Origin of the sequence: Burkholderia gladioli (assembly GCF_000959725.1) — a bacterium.
Classification (GTDB): Bacteria; Pseudomonadota; Gammaproteobacteria; order Burkholderiales; family Burkholderiaceae; genus Burkholderia; species Burkholderia gladioli.
In genome coordinates this window covers 2,725,200-2,742,003 of sequence record NZ_CP009322.1, presented here as the reverse complement: position 1 = coordinate 2,742,003, position 16,804 = coordinate 2,725,200, and the positions used below count along the sequence as shown (strand labels likewise).

The following is a 16,804-nucleotide window of genomic DNA, read 5'->3' as shown; positions in this document are numbered from 1 at the left end:
TTCCCGATTCTTGCGGCGCGTTACCGCTGGAGGCGGGAGGGCCGCGACGCGCGCGGGGAATCAGCCGTTTTCCGGCGGCAGCGCGTGCAGGGCGCCCTGGTGGCGCTTCACGATCCGCACCGTTTCGGCCGCGAAGGCGCGCAGGCCGGGATCGCCGCCGTCGCGCGCCTCCTTGGCGAAGGCCGCGCCGTCGGCCGCGTGGATGGTCTTCATCTCGGCGATGAAGGCATCGTCGAAGGCGGGGCCCGACAGGCCGCGCAGCTTGTCGAGGCGCTGCGTGAAGGCCGCGTTCAGTTGCGTATCGACTTGGATGCCGGCCGCGTTCGCGGCGGCCAGCAGCTTGGCGCCCACCAGTTGGTGATCGTGCGCCTCGGTGCTGCCGAGGTCGACGATGTCCTGCCGCGCGCCTTGCCGGGCCGCGACCTTGCCGGCCTCGACCTCGAACATGCCGCCTTGCGAGACCATCGCGACGAAGGCGCGGTCGGCGTCGGACGTCGCGCCGCCGGCCGCGTGCGCGGCGAGCGGGGCGAGGCTTGACGTCAGCAGCGCGACGGCGGCGCTGCAACACAGGGAAACCAGGGAGCGACGATGCATGGATGACCTCTACTCGTGACGGTTCGGGGAGCTTCGGCGCCCGGACGAAGGCCGGGGCCGTCACGAGACAACACGGCTTTCGTCTGTTTTATTCCCGCCCTCAACGCGGCGGATAAGTGGCATCCCCCAGGCAGGCCGCCAGCCAGCCCTGGTCGATCTCACCGACATCGGCATCGAGCAGGGGCGCGGGCGGCACCGGCGGCGCTTCGTTGCGGGTCGCCTCGGCGTCGAGCTGCGCCGGCCAGCGCGCCGCCGTGCCCTTGGCATCGTCGTCGGGACAGGCCTGCCCGGCTTCGCCGCCGCCGATCGAGCAACTCGCCACGGCCGTCAGCCTGCCGTTGACCACGCGCCCGACCTCGCGCCGTTCGGAAACGCTGCCGCTGGCCCAATCCTGGTTGACCGAGCAGACCCGGTCGTGATGCTGGAAACGCTGCGTGCCGAAGCAGCCGTAGCTATAGCTGCCTGCTTGCGGGAGGAAATCGCAGGATGTCTGGTAGCCGGCGAACGGGCCGCCCGTGTAGCGTGCCTCGAAGGCGCGTTGCGCCAGCGCGACCTCGACCAGGCGCCGCTGATAGGGGTTGTGCATGCCGGCCTGCGAGAGCACCCGCGTGCGATCCCGGATCGCCTTCAGCACGATCTCGCGCCGGGCGGCTTCGTCGGGCGGGCCCTGGCCATCATCGACGGCGTCGAGATGGCCGAGCTGCGCATCGCGGCGCAGCAGCCAGCGCCGCTGGCTGGCCACCAGCATCGCGCGGATCCCTTCGTCGCCGGCGGCCTTCAGCGTGGCCGCGTAGGCGGCGCCCATCGCCGCGTCGGCAGCCTGCAGCCGCCGGTCCGCGCAGATCGTCCGCTCGATCGGGCTGGCCGCCTTGCGGCAGTCGATGGCATGCGCGGCCGGCGCCGCGAGCAGCGCGGCGGCGAGCAGGGCGAGCGCGAGCGGGGAAGGACGTGGCATGGCGTGATCTCCTGGTTGTCTGGTTCTGTTTGCTGTCGATGTCGTATCGGCAATCCACGACATCGACGTCGGCATCAACCTGCACGGCGCCGCGCAGGCTGCGCCTTGCCGCCCGCGGCCGGCTTGCCGGCATCGCGATCGAGCAGCGCGGCGAAGCGATCGGCCAGCGTCGGCCGCGAACGGTTCGGCCACACCGCGCTCAGCTCGAAGAAGGGCAGCGCATCGCCGTCGCGCACCTCGCACACGCGCACGCCGGAGAAGCGCAGCGCCTGCACCGAAGCCGGCAGCAGCGAGGCGCCGCAGCCGGCCGCGACGCAGGCGAGCACCGTCAGCGAGCGGTTCGCGTCCTGCACGATATTGGCCTCGCAGCCGGCCTTGCGGAACGCGCTGAGGATACCGGCGCGCACCACCGGCAACTGCCCTTGCGGGAACCACACCAGGCCGATGCGCGCCAGGTCGGCCAGCGCGAGCCGGCCGTCGGCGCCGAGCGCGTGCGTCTCGTGCACCACCGCGTGCAGCCTCTCGCGCGCGATCAGCTTCTCGTGCATGCGCCCGCGCACCACCACCGGCGTATGCAGCAGGCCGATGTCGATCTCCCCCGATTCCAGCGCGGCGGCCTGCTCGGCATTGCTCATCTCGCGCAGCGCCAGCTCCACGTTCGGCACCTCGGCGCGCAGCGCCGCGATCGCGCGCGGCAGCACCTCGAACAGCGCCGCCGAGACGAAGCCGATCGCGAGCCGCCCGCCGCGTTGCGCGCCAATATCGCGTGCGCGCGCCTCGGCGGCCTCGATGCGCGCCACGCTCAGGCGGATGTCGTCGACGATCGCCTCGCCGGCGGCGGTCAGCGCCGCGCCGCGCCGCGTGCGCGAGAACAGCTTGACGCCGAGTTCGCGCTCGAGCCGCGTGATGGCCTGGCTCAGCGCCGGCTGCGCCAGGCCCAGCCGCTCGGCCGCGCCGGTCACGCTGCCGGCGTCGGCCACGGCCAGGAAATACTTGAGGATGCGAGCGGATTCCATAACACGATGCAATGAAAGATCAACGTTTCCATAGTATGCGAGCCAGGCGCATCCCGCCAGAATGCGTGCTATCAATCAATTGCCGCCGGCGCATCAGCCGGCGCGCCGCGCGCCAGGCTGCGCGCAAGAGGAGACGATCATGCGCTGGTACCGGGACATCACCCCCGTCGAGAAACGAACCCTGTGGGGCTGCTTCGCGGGCTGGGCGATCGACGCCGCCGATACGCAGATCTTCTCGCTGGTGATCCCCACCTTGCTGACGGTCTGGGGCATCTCCAAGGCGCAGGCCGGGCTGATCGGCGGCGCCACGCTGGTGGCGGGCGCGCTGGGCGGGCTGCTGGCCGGCGTGTTGTCGGATCGCGTCGGCCGCGTGCGCGCGCTGCAGATCACCGTGATCTGGTTCTCGCTGTTCACCTTCCTGAGCGCCTTCGCGCAGAACTTCGAGCAATTGCTGGCGCTGAAGGCGCTGCAGGGCATCGGCTTCGGCGGCGAATGGACCGCCGGCGCGGTGCTGCTCAGCGAGACCATCAACGCGAAGCACCGCGGCAAGGCGATGGGCATCGTGCAGAGCGCCTGGGGCTTCGGCTGGGGCGGCGCGGTGCTGGTCTACACGGCGATCTTCTCGCTGGTGCCGCAGGATTGGGCCTGGCGCCTGCTGTTCGCGGTCGGCCTGCTGCCGGCGCTGCTGGTGCTCTACCTGCGCCGCAACGTGGTGGAGCCGCCGCGCGAGCCGCTGCCGGTCGACGCGAACGGCGAGCGCCAGGGCGTGCTGGCGATGGCCGCCGGCATCTTCGCGCCCTCGGTGTTGCGCACCACGGCGGTCGGCGGCCTGATCGGCCTGGGCGCGCACGGCGGCTACTACGCGATCACCACCTGGCTGCCCACCTACCTGAAGACCGAGCGCCACCTGTCGGTGCTCGGCACCGGCGGCTACCTGGCCGTGGTGATCGTCGCCTTCATCGTCGGCTGCTTCGTCAGCGCCTGGTTGCAGGACCGCATCGGCCGGCGCTGGACCGTGATCGTGTTCGCGATCGGCTGCGCGGTGATGGTCAATCTCTACACCTTCCTGCCCATCGGCGACACCACCATGCTGGTGCTGAGCTTCCCGCTCGGGCTGGTCTCGGCCGGCATCCCGGCCACCCTCGGCGCGCTGTTCAACGAGCTCTACCCGCAAGGCGTGCGCGGCACCGGCGTGGGCTTCTGCTACAACTTCGGGCGCATCGTCTCGGCCGGCTTCCCGGTGCTGATCGGCCATATGAGCAGCTCGATGTCGCTGGGCACGGCGCTCGGCATCGACGCCGGCATCGCCTACGGGCTGGTGGTGATCGCCGCGCTGATGCTGCCCGAGACGCGCGGCCGCCGGATCGCGGCGCCGCTCGCCGCGAACCAGCCGGGCCGCGCCGACGACGGCCGCGCGCCGAGCGCGTCGCGCGGCTGAGCGGCATGGTCGAAGCGTGCCGCCGGTTCTTCCTTCTTCATCGATGTCTCCCGTCCTTCCCATCATGAGCACCACGCTTGACGATCGCGCGATGCATGCCGAGTCGGGCCTGAGCGCCGCCGGCGCGGCCTGGCTGGCGGCCGCCGCGCCCGCCGTGGCCGGCATCGACAGCCATGCCCACCTGTTCGTGCGTGGCCTGCCGCTGGCCGCGCAGAGGCGCCACGCGCCCGACTACGACGCGACGCTCGATGCCTATGTGGCGCATCTGTCGGCGCATGGGCTCTCGCAAGGCGTGCTGGTGCAGCCGAGCTTCCTCGGCACCGACAACGGCTGGCTGGCCGCCGTCGCGCGTCGTTATCCGCAACGCTTTCGCGGCGTGGCCGTGGTCGATCCCGCGATCGACGAGGCGCAACTGGCGGCGCTCGCGGCCAGCGGCATCGTCGGCGCGCGGCTGAACCTGATCGGGCTGCCGCTGCCCGACCTGGAGCAGGGGCCGTGGCCGCGTTTGCTCGCGAGGCTGAACGCGCTGGGCTGGCACATCGAGATCCATCGCGGCGCGGCCGACCTGCCGGTGCTGCTCGATGCGCTGCTGGCGCAGCGCTGCACCGTGGTGGTCGATCATTTCGGCCGGCCCGATCCGGCTGCCGGCGCGCGCGACCCGGGTTTCCGCGCGCTGCTCCGGCGCGCCGACAGCGGCCGTGTCTGGGTCAAGCTGTCGGCGGCCTATCGCAGCGTGGAGACGAAGGCGAGCGCGAATGCCGGCGCGGCGGCCGGCGACGGCGCGGCAGCGGGCACGGTGCTGGCCGCCCACCTGCTGGCCGCCTTCAGCCCGCAGCGGCTGGTCTGGGGCAGCGACTGGCCGCACACGGAGCATCGCCACCTGGTCGACTATCCGTCGGCCGCGCGCGCCTTGCGGCAGTGGGTCCCCGACGAGGCGCAGCGGCGCGCCATCCTGGTCGATTCCGCGCGCGAGCTGTTCCGCTTCTGACCCTGCCGGGCCGGCGATTGTCCGCGCTTCGCGGATTCTGAATCGCCGGCTTCCCGGCTTACCCGCGCATCGACCCCGGCACACAATCGCCCCTCATCGAAGCAGGATGCCTTTCGTGGGGAGCGAGCCAGCATGAGCACCATCCAGTCGCAATCACAGTCGCCATCCGCCGGGCCGCGAGGCACGGCGCGCGCGGCCGGCGCGGTCGCCTTCACGGTGCTCTCGTGGGCGTCCGCGTTTCCGTTCATCCGCATCGGCCTGCACGAACTCTCGCCGATGCAACTGGCGGCGGCGCGTTTCGCGACCGCCGCGGTGCTGGTGCTCGGCTGGCTGGCCTGGCGCCGCCCGCGCCGGCCGACCGCGCGCGATGCGATGGCCTTCGCGCTGTCGGGGCTGCTCGGCATCGCCGGCTACAACGCCTTGCTGAACACCGCCGAGCTGAGCGTCGCGCCCGGCGCGGCCGCCTTCATCATGAGCACCTCGCCGATCGTCACCGCGATCCTCTCGACGCTGTTCCTGCGCGAGAAACTCAATCGCCAAGGCTGGGCCGGCTCGCTGTTCAGCTTCGCCGGCATCGGCCTGATCGCGAGCGGCCAGCCCGGCGGCCTGGCGCTGGGCAGCGGCACCACGCTGATCCTGCTGGCCGCCGCCGGCGCGGCCGTCTACTTCGTGCTGCAGCGCCGACTGATTCCCGTGTATGGCCCGCTCGCCTGCACGGCCTACACGCTGCTGGCCGGCGCGGTGCTGCTGCTGGGCATCTTCCCGGCCGCGCTCGGCTACGCGAGCTGGACCTTCGCGCTGAGCCATTTCGGACCGGCGCGCGCCACCCACTTCCTCTACCTGGTGCCGGCCGCGGCGATGGGCTTGTCGATCTTCATGACGGGCGAGCGGCCGGGGCTGGCGACACTCGGCGGCGGGCTGATGGCGATCGCCGGCGTCGCGGCGGTGGCGCTGCGCGGGCGCAGCAGCCGTTAGCGCGGCCGCGCATCGCCGATGCGGCAGGCATCGCCGATGCCGCTCATTCGGCGCGGTCCCGCCATCCCGCGAGGGTTCGCCATAAGGAGGCTTTGGCATGTTCGCGGGCCGGCAATTCCACCACGTAGGTGATGCCGCGCAGGCTGACCAGCACGCCGGCCTCGGGCAGCGCGGCCAAGGTGCCGCCGTCGCGCGGATCCAGATACGGTTGCGCGTCGGCGTGGTGGATGGCGCACGAGGGAATCGGGAGCTTCGGCATCGAAGGGATGTCCTGTGATGAGGGACGGCCGGTCGGTTCGGGGCGCCGGCACTTGTCGTGATTCGGCGACGCCGTGGAGGCCCTGGCCCTGGGCCGGCCGCAACGGAATCGATTCTTGTCGCAAGCCCGCCTGCACGGCAAACGCTATCTCCGCAGCCTATGCATGCGTGCCGCGCATCCATGCCGAGCGGGCCCGTCATGTCTGCCCGGGCGAACCATCCATGCCTGAGCCTCATGCATTGCGTTCGGAAAAATCGTTTGTTCGCGCGACGGGCCTCGACAACAATGCAGGCCGGTGCACGAACCACCGCGCTCGCCGCATGGCCGCTCGGCACCACGCGAGCCGGGCGGTGCGTGCAGGTTCGAACCGGTCCAGGAGCATGTCGTGTCCGTCCTTTCCCCGTTTGCCTCGCGCGCGCAGGCGCTGGCAGAAATGAAGAGCCGCCCGAGCGGCGTGTCCTTCGGCCTGAAGCTTGCCGTCTATCTGATGCTGATCGCGCACGGCGTCTGGTTCGCGCTGTCGACCTGGTGGCCATGCCAGGCGATCGGCGTGACGACGATCGGCCTGATGTTCGCGCACGGCGTCGAACTGCAGCACCAGGCGCTGCATCAGCAGGGCTTTCGCAGCCGGCGCCTGAACACGCTGTTCGGCGTGCTGGTGGGCTTGCCGATGCTGGTGTCCTTCCACGCCTATCAGGACAGCCATCTGCGCCATCATCGGCTGCTCGGCACGCCGGAGAACCGCGAGTACTTCGACTACGGCGACCAATATGGTTCGCATCCGCTCGTCGGCCTCGGCCGGTGGATCTGGCGGCTGTCGATGGCGCCGCACTACCTGCAGGTGCTGCGCAACTTCGGCAGGCTGTGGATGCCGGGCGCGAGCTTCAACGAGAATCCGGCGGTTTCGAAGGCGATCCGCCGCGACCACGCGATCATGCTGGCCGTGATCGCCGCGCTGTGCCTCGTCTCGGCGCTGCTGCATTCGTGGCTCGCGGCGTGGATCTGGCTGGCCTCGCTGGCGGCGGCCTCGCCCGTGCATGCGCTGGTCGAGATGCCCGAGCACTACCGCTGCGAGCTCGACAGCACCGACCCGTGCCGCAATACGCGCACCATCGCCAGCAATGCCTTCATGACCTGGTTCACCAACGGCAACAACTACCATGTCGAGCATCACATGATGCCGGGCCTGCCGATCGAGCGCCTGCACGACCTGCACGGCGTGATCGCGCCGCGCATCCGCTACTACCATCGCAGCTATCGCGATTTCTACGGCGCGCTGCTGCGCGGCCGGCTCGCACCGCCCGATAGCGGCGGCGACACGGCCGGGGGCGACACGATGCCCGGCGAAGGCGAGACGGCCCGCGCCTCGGCCTGAGCCTGGCGCGAGCCGTCACGGGGCGGCGCCGCGATCGTTCTGCATTCCTCATCTGGATCCCCGCCATTTCGACCTGGCGCGGCATGTCCGCGCCTGTCTCTCTTCCCATGCCCACCTCGTTGCCGGGCGGTCATTGCGTCATGACGTGACGGAGCCATCATCCGGACGTGATCCCCGCGAGCGACGGCCCGTGTCGAAAACGGAGGCTACCTCCGACGCGCGCGTGCTTTGCCGGCAGCGCTTGCGCGGGGAATGCCCACGCGGCGGACGGTGCCGCGGGTTTTCCGCGCGAACCGGCTTCAGACGATACGCGGCATGCCGTCGTTTACAGACTTCCAGGAAGCAATTAAATTTTCCATTGGGCAGTTGAATTTCCCTGGTCGGCGGTGGTGTTTTATAGCAGGCGATCTATTAATCGCGGCGTGATTATCTATTTCCTGAATGATCTTGCTGATTGCTGCCGGCACGCCGGAATGAATAACCGATTTTGTTTGTGGATTGAAATTTAATCGTTGGCGAAATGTATTTATGTATTTGCTGAAGATTATCTAGGTTCGAGATATTTGTCTTTCCTGTCGTGGAATATGGGCATTCCGCGCGAGCTCTGGAAAGGGTTTGCGACAAGCCTTTGTCGGTGAATTTTCCATTCTCGAATTCAAACGTCTGGATTTGACTGTTTCGTTTTTTGTTTTTACAAAAACATAACTCATTTTGTCATCCAGAATTGACTCGTTCGCTTTTGGAAATTCTGGTAGATTACGTTCAGGAAATGAGGGCGTCATAATTCGGCTTGAAAATGAGGCCTTCGAATCGACGGGCGGAGTCAGTATGTCGCACTCCGAAATAACATCCGCATCGCGACAGCGACGACGGAAATAATGAGAGCGCGGTCCAAGGTGGGCCGCACGCGCCGAGGGCCACACGCGGCGCATCGATGTGAGAGGTCGCGGTATGACGAGTCCAAAACGTTTGCAGAATCTGCCGTCGCTCGATTTTCTGAGAGGTTTCGAGTGCGCGGCGCGGCATCTGAGCTTCACCAAGGCCGGCCAGGAACTGAATGTCACGCAATCGGCCGTGAGCCGGCAGGTCAAGGCGCTCGAGGAGCGCCTGCAGATCGAGCTGTTCCATCGGCATATCCGCGCCCTCACGCTGACCGAGGAAGGGCGCTCGCTGTACGGCACCATCGCGATGGCCCTGTCGGACATCGAACATGCCATCGATGCCTTGTCGGAGGGCGTCGCGCAGCGGGCCATCTCGCTGTCCACCACGGTATCGTTCGCGGCGCTGTGGCTGATTCCGCGTCTCGGGTCGTTTCGCATGCAACATCCCGACATCGACGTGCGGGTGTCGGCCACCAGCGAGATCGAGGATCTGCGGCGCAAGCGGCTTGATTTCGCAGTCCGATACATTGGGCCCAACATGCTGGTGCCGGATGCGCGCGTGCTGTTCCGCGAGCGCGTGGTGGCGGTCTGCAGCCCGGGGCTGGCCAGTGCGCAGGGCATGGCGATTCGCACCCCGGCCGACCTCGGGCGGCACGTGCTGCTGCACATGCACGATGCGCGCGGCGAGTGGCCCTGGTATGCGTGGAACACCTTGCTGAAGGCGCTCGGCGTGCCGCGCATGAAGCCGGCCGGCGGCCTGACCTTCAGCCAGTACGATCAACTGGTGCAGGCTGCCGTGGACGGCCACGGCATCGCCATCGGCCGCCGGCCGCTGATCGACGGGCTGATCCGGCAAGGGCGCCTGATAGAGCTGTTCGGCGACTGCACGGTGCCCTCGGGCAGCTACGTGCTGGTCAATAACGGCGAGGCGAGCAGCAGCGCCGATGCGACCGCGCTGGTGGACTGGCTGGTCGGCGAGACCGAGCGGCACGGCCTGCCGAGCCTCAACCAGGCCGAGGCGCTGATGTTCGGAGAAGGCGGCACGCCGAGGCTGCGCAGCGTGCGCTGAGGCGCGCCGCCAGCCTCGTTTCATGCCGGCGCCATGTCGCCGCCCGCATCAGGTCGGCGTCAGGCCCGGACGGCGCCGCGTTCACGCTCAGTTCGCGTTCACCAGCGACGGGTCGATATAGGTCGGCACATCCTGCGCCTGCTTGTAGACCGCGTTGCGCACGTTGAAGCGATCGGCATTGGCGGTCGAGCCGTAGATCGAATCCAGCCCCGTGCCCTTGTGGAAGGCCTGCTTCGCGGCGGCCGCGTCCAGCAGGTGGGTACCCTTCAGGAGCGGCAGGTACTGCTCCGGCGTGAGTCCGACACGCGCGGCCATGATCTTCACCGCATCGGCCTGGGTCTTCGGATCGGCGATATAGGCCACGCAGCGATACCAGACCCGGATCACCTTGGCCCAGTCGGCGCGGCGCGCCGCGAGGCTGGTGGGCGAGACCGACAGCGCATCGTAGATCAGGCCCGGCGCATCGGCCGAGGTGAAGATCGGCCGCGCGCCCGGCACGCGCTTGAGCGCCTCGCCCGCGTTCGGCTGCCAGGCCGCCACCGCCGCGATATCGGGCGCCGAGCCCAGCACCTGCGGCAGCTCGTTGGTCTTGGCGTTGACCAGGGTGACGTCGCCGTCCTTCATGCCGTGCTTCTGCAGCGCGGTCTCGACCAGCAGGTGGTCCACCAGGCCCAGCTCGACGCCGATCTTCCTGCCCTTCAACTGCTCGACGCTGCGCAGCGGCGGCTTGGCGATGATCATGTCGTTGCCGGCCGAGTAATCGGTCAGCAGGATCATGGTGTTCTTCGCGCCCGAGGCGCCGGTCACCAGCGCGTCGCCGTTGGTGACCGTCACCGCGTCGAGCTTGCCGGCCGAGAAGGCGTCGAGCGAGGCCGAATAGTCGAACCACTCGAAATCGACGTCCACTCCCGCATCCTTGAACCAGCCCTTGTCGAGCGCGACCTGGAACGCGACCCAGCCCGGCCAGTCGCTATAGCCGATCTTCAGCGGCGGCGCCGCGTGCGCGAGCGGCGCGGCGCAAAGGGCGGACAGCGCGCCGGCCAGCGCGAAGGCATGCAGCGCGCGGCGCGCGGGAGCGGCGGACCGGACGGGTGGGACGAGCGGGGCGGGACGGGAGGAGCAGGCGGCCAGCAGGCGGCGCAGGGCAGAGGCAAAGCGGTTCATCGTGAACTCCGGCGTATCTGGGATGGCGTGACGTCGAACCGGCCCGCGCATTGCGCGGGCCGCTGGCGTGGCCGGATCTCCGGAATCGGTGCGGAACGAAAAAACGGCCACGGAGAGGCGCGGTAGCGATCGCTACGCTGCTCTCCCGGGCTTTTGTCCCGCCGTGTAGCACGTGTCCCGCGCATCGCGCGCCGGCCCGTGCCGGGCTGCTCTCGGACCAGGCATCGCGCTCGCGCGCGACCGGAACCCTAGCACCCCTAAGATGCGACTTCGCCGCACCTCTCGATCGCTGGTCGAGCGAAAAGCATGCCAGCGACGGGCGGCGCGATTCAGCGGGCGCCGTCCTCGGGGGCGACGCGAGCCATCGTTTCGCGGCGCGCGGCGCGCTGCAATTCGATGAAGCGCGCGGCAAACAGCAGGGCCAGCGCGTTGCGCAATGCCAGCATGGTCTTCATTCCGGTCTCCTGGGGGATGGCGATGCGAGAGGCCGTGCAATGGCCGTGCCATCGCGCGATTCGAGGCTTGCTCAGGCACGCGCAAGGCGCTTGAAAGCAAGCTGGGCGCGATGGCGCGCCAGCTTGTATATGCCGTCTCGCGCGGCCCTCGCGATGCGCGCCGGCGGTGCGCGTCGCGCATGGCCGTGGTGCGCGGGCCCCGGCGCATGCACGATGCGAGGGCGCGGCGCCGTTCGCGCCGATGCCGTCCAGGCGATGGCACCCAAGCTGCGCGAAAACCCCCGCGCGCCAGCGCCGCCGCGCTTCGCCGCCGCTCCAACCCGCCGCGCCGCCAACGCTTCCCCGTCACTGGCACGCAAATCGCTTGATAGCGAACCGAGAGGTGCGAAGCGATTTGCATCATCTTCAGGATCGCTAGGGTTCCGGTCGCGCTTGAGCGCGATGCCTGGTCCGAGAGCGTTCCGGTCTTGCCGACGGCCTCGTCCGAGGTCGCGGCGAGGCTCCACGGAGGGATAAAAGCCCGGGAGGTCGCGATGACGTCATCGCCCTCTCATGCCATCCCATCCGATCCCAGGAGCCTCGATGACTTCCCAATCCCTCCCGCCGATCCCGCACGTGCTGTGGGAAACGCTGATCCCGGCCGGCACCCACTGGTCGGGCTGCCTGCGGCGCGGCCTGGCGCTGCGCATCGTCGATCTCGAAGGCGGCGCGAACCTGGCCGCCGTGTTCCATCGCCAGGAAGACCTGCTCGAGCGCTACAACATGGCCGACACGCTCAAGGCGCAGCACACCGCCCATCTGACGGCCGGCCATGCGCTGCATACCGACATGGGCCGCGTGATCGCCTCGATCACGGCCGACACGCTCGGCTGGCACGATCCGCTCGGCGGGGTGGGCGACGCCGCGCTGTTCGCCGCCAAGTACGGCAGCACGCAATACCAGCAGCAGCGCAACGCGATGATCCGCAACGGCCGCGACAGCCTGGTGCTCGAACTCGCCAAGCACGGGCTCGGCCTGCGCGACCTGGCCGCCAACGTGAATTTCTTCAGCCGGCTGGCCAGCGGCGCCGACGGCGAGCTCGAGTTCGTGGCCGCTCACTCGGCGCCCGGCAGCGCCTTCGACCTGCGCTTCGAGATGAACACGCTGGCCGCCTTCTCGACCGCTCCGCATCCGCTCGACCCGTCTTCCACCTACGCGCCCCGCCCGGTGAAGCTGATCGCCTACCGCGCCTATCCGGCCGACGGCGCGGCCGGCGCCGACGACCTCTGCCGTAACTCGCGCCCGGAGAACGGCCGCGCCTTCATCAACACCGACCGCCTGTTCGCCTGAGGAGCGCCGCCATGACGATCATCGAAAGCCGTCTCGATCCGCGCGACGCGAGCTACGACCACACGCTGCCCTCGGGCGAGCCCTGGCTGCACGAGCTCAAGCAGGGGCAGGTGCTGCGCATCCTCGACCTGGAAGGCAACCAGGCCGTCGACACGCTGTTCTACAGCAGCCACGATCCGGCCGAGCGCTACAGCGCGCAGGACACGATCCGCGCGCAGCGACGGATCTACCTCGGCGCCGGCAGCGTGCTGATGTCGAACCTCGGCCGCCCGCTGGCGACCATCGTGGCCGATACCTGCGGGCGCCACGACACGCTGGGTGGCGCCTGCGCGGCCGAGAGCAATACCGTGCGCTACGCGCTGGAGAAGCGCCACATGCACAACTGCCGCGACTCCTTCCTGAAGGCCATCACGCATTGCAGCTGCGGGGTCGGCACGCGCCTGTCCAAGCGCGACCTGGTGGGCAACGTCAACTTCTTCATGAACGTGCCGGTGACGCCGGAGGGCGGCCTGAGCTTCGAGGACGGCATCTCCGCGCCCGGCAAGTACGTGGAGATGCGCGCCGAGCAGGACCTCACGGTGCTGATCTCGAACTGCCCGCAGCTCAACAACCCCTGCAACGGCTACAACCCCACGCCGGTGCGGCTGACGATCTGGGAGGCGCGATGAGATTCGCCAAGGTGCTGGTCGCCAATCGCGGCGAGATCGCCTGCCGCGTGATCCGCACGCTCAGGCGGCTGGGCATCGCCTCGGTGGCGGTCTATTCCGAAGCCGACCGGCACGCGCCGCATGTCGGCCTGGCCGACCAGGCGGTCTGCATCGGCCCCGCCGGCGCCGCCGACAGCTACCTGAGGATGGAGGCGATCCTGGCCGCCGCGCGCGAGACCGGCGCGCAGGCGATCCATCCCGGCTACGGCTTCCTGTCCGAGAACCCGGCATTCGCCGAGGCCTGCGAGGCGGCCGGGCTGCGCTTCATCGGGCCGCGCGCCGCGCAGATGCGCGCCTTCGGGCTCAAGCACAGTGCCCGCGAGATCGCGCGCGAGCAGGGTGTGCCGCTGCTGCCGGGCACCGGCTTGCTGGCCGACGCGGCGGCCGCGCTGGAAGCCGCCGGACGGATCGGTTATCCGGTGATGCTCAAGAGCACGGCCGGCGGCGGCGGGATCGGCATGTCGCTGTGCCGCGATGCCGGGCAACTGGCCGCCGCCTTCGAGACCGTCGCGCGGCTGGGCGCGGCGAACTTCGCGAACGCCGGCGTGTTCGTCGAGAAGTACGTCGAGGCCGCGCGCCATATCGAGGTGCAGATCTTCGGCGACGGGCGCGGCGAGGTGATCGCGCTCGGCGAACGCGACTGCTCGGTGCAGCGGCGCAACCAGAAGGTGATCGAGGAAACCCCGGCGCCGGGCCTGAGCGAGGCCGAGCGCGCCGGGCTGCATGCCGGCGCGGTGCGGCTCGCGAAGGCGGTGGATTACGCCTCGGCCGGCACCGTCGAATACGTGTTCGACGCCGAGGCGCGCCGCTTCTATTTCCTGGAGGTGAATACGCGCCTGCAGGTCGAGCACTGCGTGACCGAGGAGGTGACCGGCACCGACCTGGTGGAGTGGATGATCCTCGAGGCCGAGGGCGACCTGCCGCCGCTCGCCGCGCTGGCAGCCAATGCCTTGCCGCGCGGTGCGAGCATCCAGGTGCGGCTCTACGCCGAGGATCCGAACAAGCGCTTCCAGCCCAGCGCGGGCCTGCTCACGCATGTCGAGTTCCCGGCCGGGGCGCGCGTGGAGAGCTGGGTCGAGGCCGGCACCGAGGTCAGCGCCCATTACGATCCGCTGCTGGCCAAGCTGATCGTGGCGGGCGACACGCGCGAGGCCGCGCTCGCGAAGCTGCGCGAGGCGCTGGCGAGCACCACGCTGTACGGCATCGAGACCAATCTCGACTACCTGCGCGCGATCGTCGGCTCGGACACGTTCGCGCGCGCCGCGCAGACCACCGCCTTCCTGTCGCGCTTCGTGTTCGCGCCGCATACCGTCGACGTGCTCGACGGCGGCATCCAGACCACCGTGCAGCAGACGCCGGGCCGCACTGGCTACTGGAATATCGGCGTGCCGCCCTCGGGCCCGATGGACGACCGTTCCTTCGACCTGGCCAACCGCCTGCTCGGCAACCCCGCCGAGGCGGCCGGGCTCGAATTCACGATGGTCGGCGCGACGCTGCGCTTCAACTGCGCGACGCTGTTCGTGCTCGGCGGCGCCGCGTTCGCGGCCACCCTCGACGGCGAGCCGGTGCCGGCCTGGCAGGTCCGACGCGCCGCGCCCGGCGCCGTGCTCAAGCTCGGCGGCGTGACGGGGCCCGGCGTGCGCGCCTGCCTGGCCGTGAAGGGCGGCCTGCAGGTGCCCGACTACCTGGGCAGCAAGGCGACCTTCACGCTGGGCCAGTTCGGCGGCCATGCGGGGCGCGCGCTGCGCAAGGGCGACGTGCTGCATCTCGACGCCGGCGCCGGGCGCGGCGAGGCCGGCGCGATGCTGGCCGAGCACGAGCGGCCGCAACTGACCCAGGCCTGGACGCTGGGCGTGCTCGACGGGCCGCACGGCGCGCCCGACTTCTTCACGCCCGACGATATCGCGATGCTCTACGACACGGCCTGGGTGGTGCACTACAACTCGAGCCGCACGGGCGTGCGCCTGGTCGGGCCGAAGCCGCGCTGGGCCCGCAGCGACGGCGGCGAGGCCGGGCTGCATCCCTCCAACATCCACGACAACGCCTATGCGATCGGCGCGGTCGATTTCACCGGCGACATGCCGGTGATCCTCGGCCCGGACGGCCCGAGCCTGGGCGGCTTCGTGTGCCCGGTGACGGTGGTGCGCGACGAGCTGTGGAAGCTCGGGCAACTGCGGCCCGGCGATACGGTGCGTTTCGCGCCGGCCGCGCGCACTGCCGTTCCCGTCGCGGAAGAAACCGCCGCCGCCGAGATCGATGCACGCGCAACCAAGCCGCTCACGGCGCCCGATTGCGTGCTGCTGCGCGATCCGGATGCCGGGCGCGGCATCGGCGTGGTCTACCGCCGCTCCGGCGACAGCAACGTGCTGATCGAATACGGCCCGCCCGTGCTCGACCTCGAGCTGCGTTTTCGCGTGCATGCGCTGATGGGCTGGCTGCAAGCGCATCCGCTGCCCGGCATCGTCGATCTCACGCCGGGGATCCGCTCGCTGCAGGTCCATGTCGATCCCGATCGGCTGCCGATCGCGCGGCTGCTCGACCACCTGCGCCGCGCCGAGCACGAACTGCCCGACGACGCCGAGGCGCGCGTGCCGAACCGCATCGTGCACCTGCCGCTGTCCTGGGACGATCCCTCGACGCGCATCGCGATCGAGCGCTACATGCAGTCGGTGCGCCCCGACGCGCCCTGGTGCCCCAGCAATATCGAATTCATCCGCCGCATCAACGGGCTCGATTCGATCGAGGACGTCAAGCGCATCGTGTTCGACGCGCGCTATCTCGTGATGGGGCTCGGCGACGTCTACCTCGGCGCGCCGGTGGCCACGCCGCTCGATCCGCGCCACCGGCTGGTGACCACCAAGTACAACCCGGCGCGCACCTGGACGCCGGAAAACGCGGTCGGCATCGGCGGGGCGTATCTGTGCGTCTACGGCATGGAAGGGCCGGGCGGCTACCAGTTCGTCGGGCGCACCGTGCAGATGTGGAACCGCTATCGCAGCACGCGCGAGTTCGAGCCCGGCAAGCCCTGGCTGCTGCGCTTCTTCGACGAGATCCGCTTTTATGAGGTCAGCGAGGCCGAGCTGGCCGCCTTGCGCGAGGATTTCACGGCGGGCCGCGCGAGCCTGCGCATCGAGCCATCGAGCTTCGATCTTGGCGAATACCGGCGCTTCCTGCGCGACCAGGCCGATTCGATCGCCGCCTTCAAGACGCGCCAGCAGGCCGCCTTCGATGCCGAGCGCGAACGCTGGCGGCTGACGGGCCAGGCCGATTACGTCGACGAAACCTCGGCCGGCGGCGGGGAGGGGAGCACGAACCCGGCGGCGGCCGACGCGCTGGACCCGGCCCGCCGCGCGGTGACGGCCGACGTCTCGGGCTCGGTCTGGAAGCTGCTGGTGGAGGTGGGCGCGACGGTGGCCGAGGGCGAGCCGATCGCGATCCTCGAATCGATGAAGATGGAGGTGACGGTGCAGGCCGCTGAGGCGGGCGTGATCGACACGATCGATTGCGCGGTGGGCGCGCCGGTGGCGGCGGGGCAGCGCCTGATGGTGATCCGCACCGGCGAGGCGGTGAGCGCCTGAAGGCGCTGGCCGCCGTGCCCG

The 16,804-nt window shown here is 69.7% G+C and carries 14 protein-coding genes and 2 riboswitches; of the genes, 8 read left to right on the top strand and 6 right to left on the bottom strand.

Translation table 11 applies throughout. The features are described 5' to 3' along the window. Positions 1 to 60 precede the first annotated feature (60 nt). From BM43_RS12010 to BM43_RS12000, 3 genes are all read right to left on the bottom strand, one after another. Positions 61 to 594 carry a DUF4142 domain-containing protein gene (locus BM43_RS12010; RefSeq protein ID WP_036055437.1) on the bottom strand — a complete coding sequence of 178 codons (534 nt, stop codon included), beginning with the start codon at positions 592 to 594 and terminating at the stop codon, positions 61 to 63. 100 nt (positions 595 to 694) lie between these two features. Further along, complete coding sequence (locus BM43_RS12005) at positions 695 to 1,549, bottom strand: lysozyme inhibitor LprI family protein (RefSeq protein ID WP_042286227.1); 855 nt, start codon at positions 1,547 to 1,549, stop codon at positions 695 to 697. A 74-nt stretch (positions 1,550 to 1,623) separates the two neighbouring features. After that, the gene (locus tag BM43_RS12000) at positions 1,624 to 2,565 is read right to left on the bottom strand and encodes a LysR family transcriptional regulator (protein ID WP_036035852.1); all 942 of its coding nucleotides are present in this window, start codon (positions 2,563 to 2,565) and stop codon (positions 1,624 to 1,626) included. Positions 2,566 to 2,704: 139 nt separating this feature from the next. Here BM43_RS12000 and BM43_RS11995 point away from each other — a divergent pair, with 139 nt between their 5' ends. The 3 genes from BM43_RS11995 to BM43_RS11985 all read left to right on the top strand — a co-directional run bounded on the left by BM43_RS11995 (position 2,705) and on the right by BM43_RS11985 (position 5,966). After that, on the top strand, positions 2,705 to 4,003 hold the full coding sequence (locus BM43_RS11995) for an MFS transporter (RefSeq protein WP_025101077.1): 1,299 nt from the start codon (positions 2,705 to 2,707) through the stop codon (positions 4,001 to 4,003). 64 nt (positions 4,004 to 4,067) lie between these two features. After that, positions 4,068 to 4,991 carry an amidohydrolase family protein gene (locus tag BM43_RS11990; RefSeq protein WP_036055438.1) on the top strand — a complete coding sequence of 308 codons (924 nt, stop codon included), beginning with the start codon at positions 4,068 to 4,070 and terminating at the stop codon, positions 4,989 to 4,991. 132 nt (positions 4,992 to 5,123) lie between these two features. Then, positions 5,124 to 5,966, top strand: coding sequence for a DMT family transporter (locus BM43_RS11985; RefSeq protein WP_036055439.1), 843 nt, complete (start codon positions 5,124 to 5,126; stop codon positions 5,964 to 5,966). Positions 5,967 to 6,009: 43 nt separating this feature from the next. On the opposite strand, the gene BM43_RS11980 is transcribed toward BM43_RS11985, so the two are convergent. Then, positions 6,010 to 6,225, bottom strand: a complete 216-nt coding sequence (locus BM43_RS11980) for a hypothetical protein (protein ID WP_036055440.1) — start codon at positions 6,223 to 6,225, stop codon at positions 6,010 to 6,012. Positions 6,226 to 6,658: 433 nt separating this feature from the next. Between BM43_RS11980 and BM43_RS11975 the strand changes: the two genes are divergently transcribed. Together BM43_RS11975 and BM43_RS11970 are read left to right on the top strand one after the other, a co-directional pair. Next, positions 6,659 to 7,600: a fatty acid desaturase family protein gene (locus BM43_RS11975; protein ID WP_254227054.1), complete on the top strand. Its 942-nt coding sequence runs from the start codon at positions 6,659 to 6,661 to the stop codon at positions 7,598 to 7,600. A 969-nt stretch (positions 7,601 to 8,569) separates the two neighbouring features. Next, positions 8,570 to 9,550: a LysR substrate-binding domain-containing protein gene (locus tag BM43_RS11970; RefSeq protein ID WP_230676399.1), complete on the top strand. Its 981-nt coding sequence runs from the start codon at positions 8,570 to 8,572 to the stop codon at positions 9,548 to 9,550. 87 nt (positions 9,551 to 9,637) lie between these two features. Here BM43_RS11970 and BM43_RS11965 read toward each other — a convergent pair whose 3' ends face one another. Both BM43_RS11965 and BM43_RS42485 read right to left on the bottom strand, forming a co-directional pair. Further along, a complete protein-coding gene (locus tag BM43_RS11965) occupies positions 9,638 to 10,714 on the bottom strand; it encodes an ABC transporter substrate-binding protein (protein WP_042286226.1) in 1,077 nt (358 codons plus the stop codon). A 140-nt stretch (positions 10,715 to 10,854) separates the two neighbouring features. After that, a riboswitch (guanidine-I (ykkC/yxkD leader) is annotated at positions 10,855 to 10,977 on the bottom strand. Between the two features lie 66 nt (positions 10,978 to 11,043). After that, on the bottom strand, positions 11,044 to 11,169 hold the full coding sequence (locus tag BM43_RS42485) for a hypothetical protein (protein ID WP_255222523.1): 126 nt from the start codon (positions 11,167 to 11,169) through the stop codon (positions 11,044 to 11,046). 403 nt (positions 11,170 to 11,572) lie between these two features. After that, positions 11,573 to 11,698, top strand: a riboswitch (guanidine-I (ykkC/yxkD leader). Positions 11,699 to 11,751: 53 nt separating this feature from the next. Between BM43_RS42485 and BM43_RS11960 the strand changes: the two genes are divergently transcribed. Genes BM43_RS11960 through uca form a run of 3 tightly spaced genes read left to right on the top strand, consistent with a single transcriptional unit; the run spans position 11,752 to position 16,783 of the window. Then, positions 11,752 to 12,498: an urea amidolyase associated protein UAAP1 gene (locus BM43_RS11960; RefSeq protein ID WP_036055442.1), complete on the top strand. Its 747-nt coding sequence runs from the start codon at positions 11,752 to 11,754 to the stop codon at positions 12,496 to 12,498. An 11-nt stretch (positions 12,499 to 12,509) separates the two neighbouring features. Then, positions 12,510 to 13,166, top strand: coding sequence for an urea amidolyase associated protein UAAP2 (locus BM43_RS11955; protein WP_013691315.1), 657 nt, complete (start codon positions 12,510 to 12,512; stop codon positions 13,164 to 13,166). Further along, positions 13,163 to 16,783 (top strand): urea carboxylase, encoded by a 3,621-nt coding sequence (uca, locus tag BM43_RS11950; protein WP_036055443.1) that lies wholly within the window; start codon positions 13,163 to 13,165, stop codon positions 16,781 to 16,783. The genes BM43_RS11955 and uca overlap by 4 nt, the downstream gene beginning before the upstream one ends. The last annotated feature ends 21 nt before the right edge of the window (positions 16,784 to 16,804 follow it).

What these genes read in the sequence shown, in the direction of transcription:
- BM43_RS12010 (WP_036055437.1), bottom strand. Translation starts at nt 594, where the DNA reads ATGCATCGTCGCTCCCTGGTTTCCCTGTGTTGCAGCGCCGCCGTCGCG.
- BM43_RS12005 (WP_042286227.1), bottom strand. Translation starts at nt 1,549, where the DNA reads ATGCCACGTCCTTCCCCGCTCGCGCTCGCCCTGCTCGCCGCCGCGCTG.
- BM43_RS12000 (WP_036035852.1), bottom strand. Translation starts at nt 2,565, where the DNA reads ATGGAATCCGCTCGCATCCTCAAGTATTTCCTGGCCGTGGCCGACGCC.
- BM43_RS11995 (WP_025101077.1), top strand. Translation starts at nt 2,705, where the DNA reads ATGCGCTGGTACCGGGACATCACCCCCGTCGAGAAACGAACCCTGTGG.
- BM43_RS11990 (WP_036055438.1), top strand. Translation starts at nt 4,068, where the DNA reads ATGAGCACCACGCTTGACGATCGCGCGATGCATGCCGAGTCGGGCCTG.
- BM43_RS11985 (WP_036055439.1), top strand. Translation starts at nt 5,124, where the DNA reads ATGAGCACCATCCAGTCGCAATCACAGTCGCCATCCGCCGGGCCGCGA.
- BM43_RS11980 (WP_036055440.1), bottom strand. Translation starts at nt 6,225, where the DNA reads ATGCCGAAGCTCCCGATTCCCTCGTGCGCCATCCACCACGCCGACGCG.
- BM43_RS11975 (WP_254227054.1), top strand. Translation starts at nt 6,659, where the DNA reads ATGAAGAGCCGCCCGAGCGGCGTGTCCTTCGGCCTGAAGCTTGCCGTC.
- BM43_RS11965 (WP_042286226.1), bottom strand. Translation starts at nt 10,714, where the DNA reads ATGAACCGCTTTGCCTCTGCCCTGCGCCGCCTGCTGGCCGCCTGCTCC.
- BM43_RS42485 (WP_255222523.1), bottom strand. Translation starts at nt 11,169, where the DNA reads ATGAAGACCATGCTGGCATTGCGCAACGCGCTGGCCCTGCTGTTTGCC.
- BM43_RS11960 (WP_036055442.1), top strand. Translation starts at nt 11,752, where the DNA reads ATGACTTCCCAATCCCTCCCGCCGATCCCGCACGTGCTGTGGGAAACG.
- BM43_RS11955 (WP_013691315.1), top strand. Translation starts at nt 12,510, where the DNA reads ATGACGATCATCGAAAGCCGTCTCGATCCGCGCGACGCGAGCTACGAC.
- uca (WP_036055443.1), top strand. Translation starts at nt 13,163, where the DNA reads ATGAGATTCGCCAAGGTGCTGGTCGCCAATCGCGGCGAGATCGCCTGC.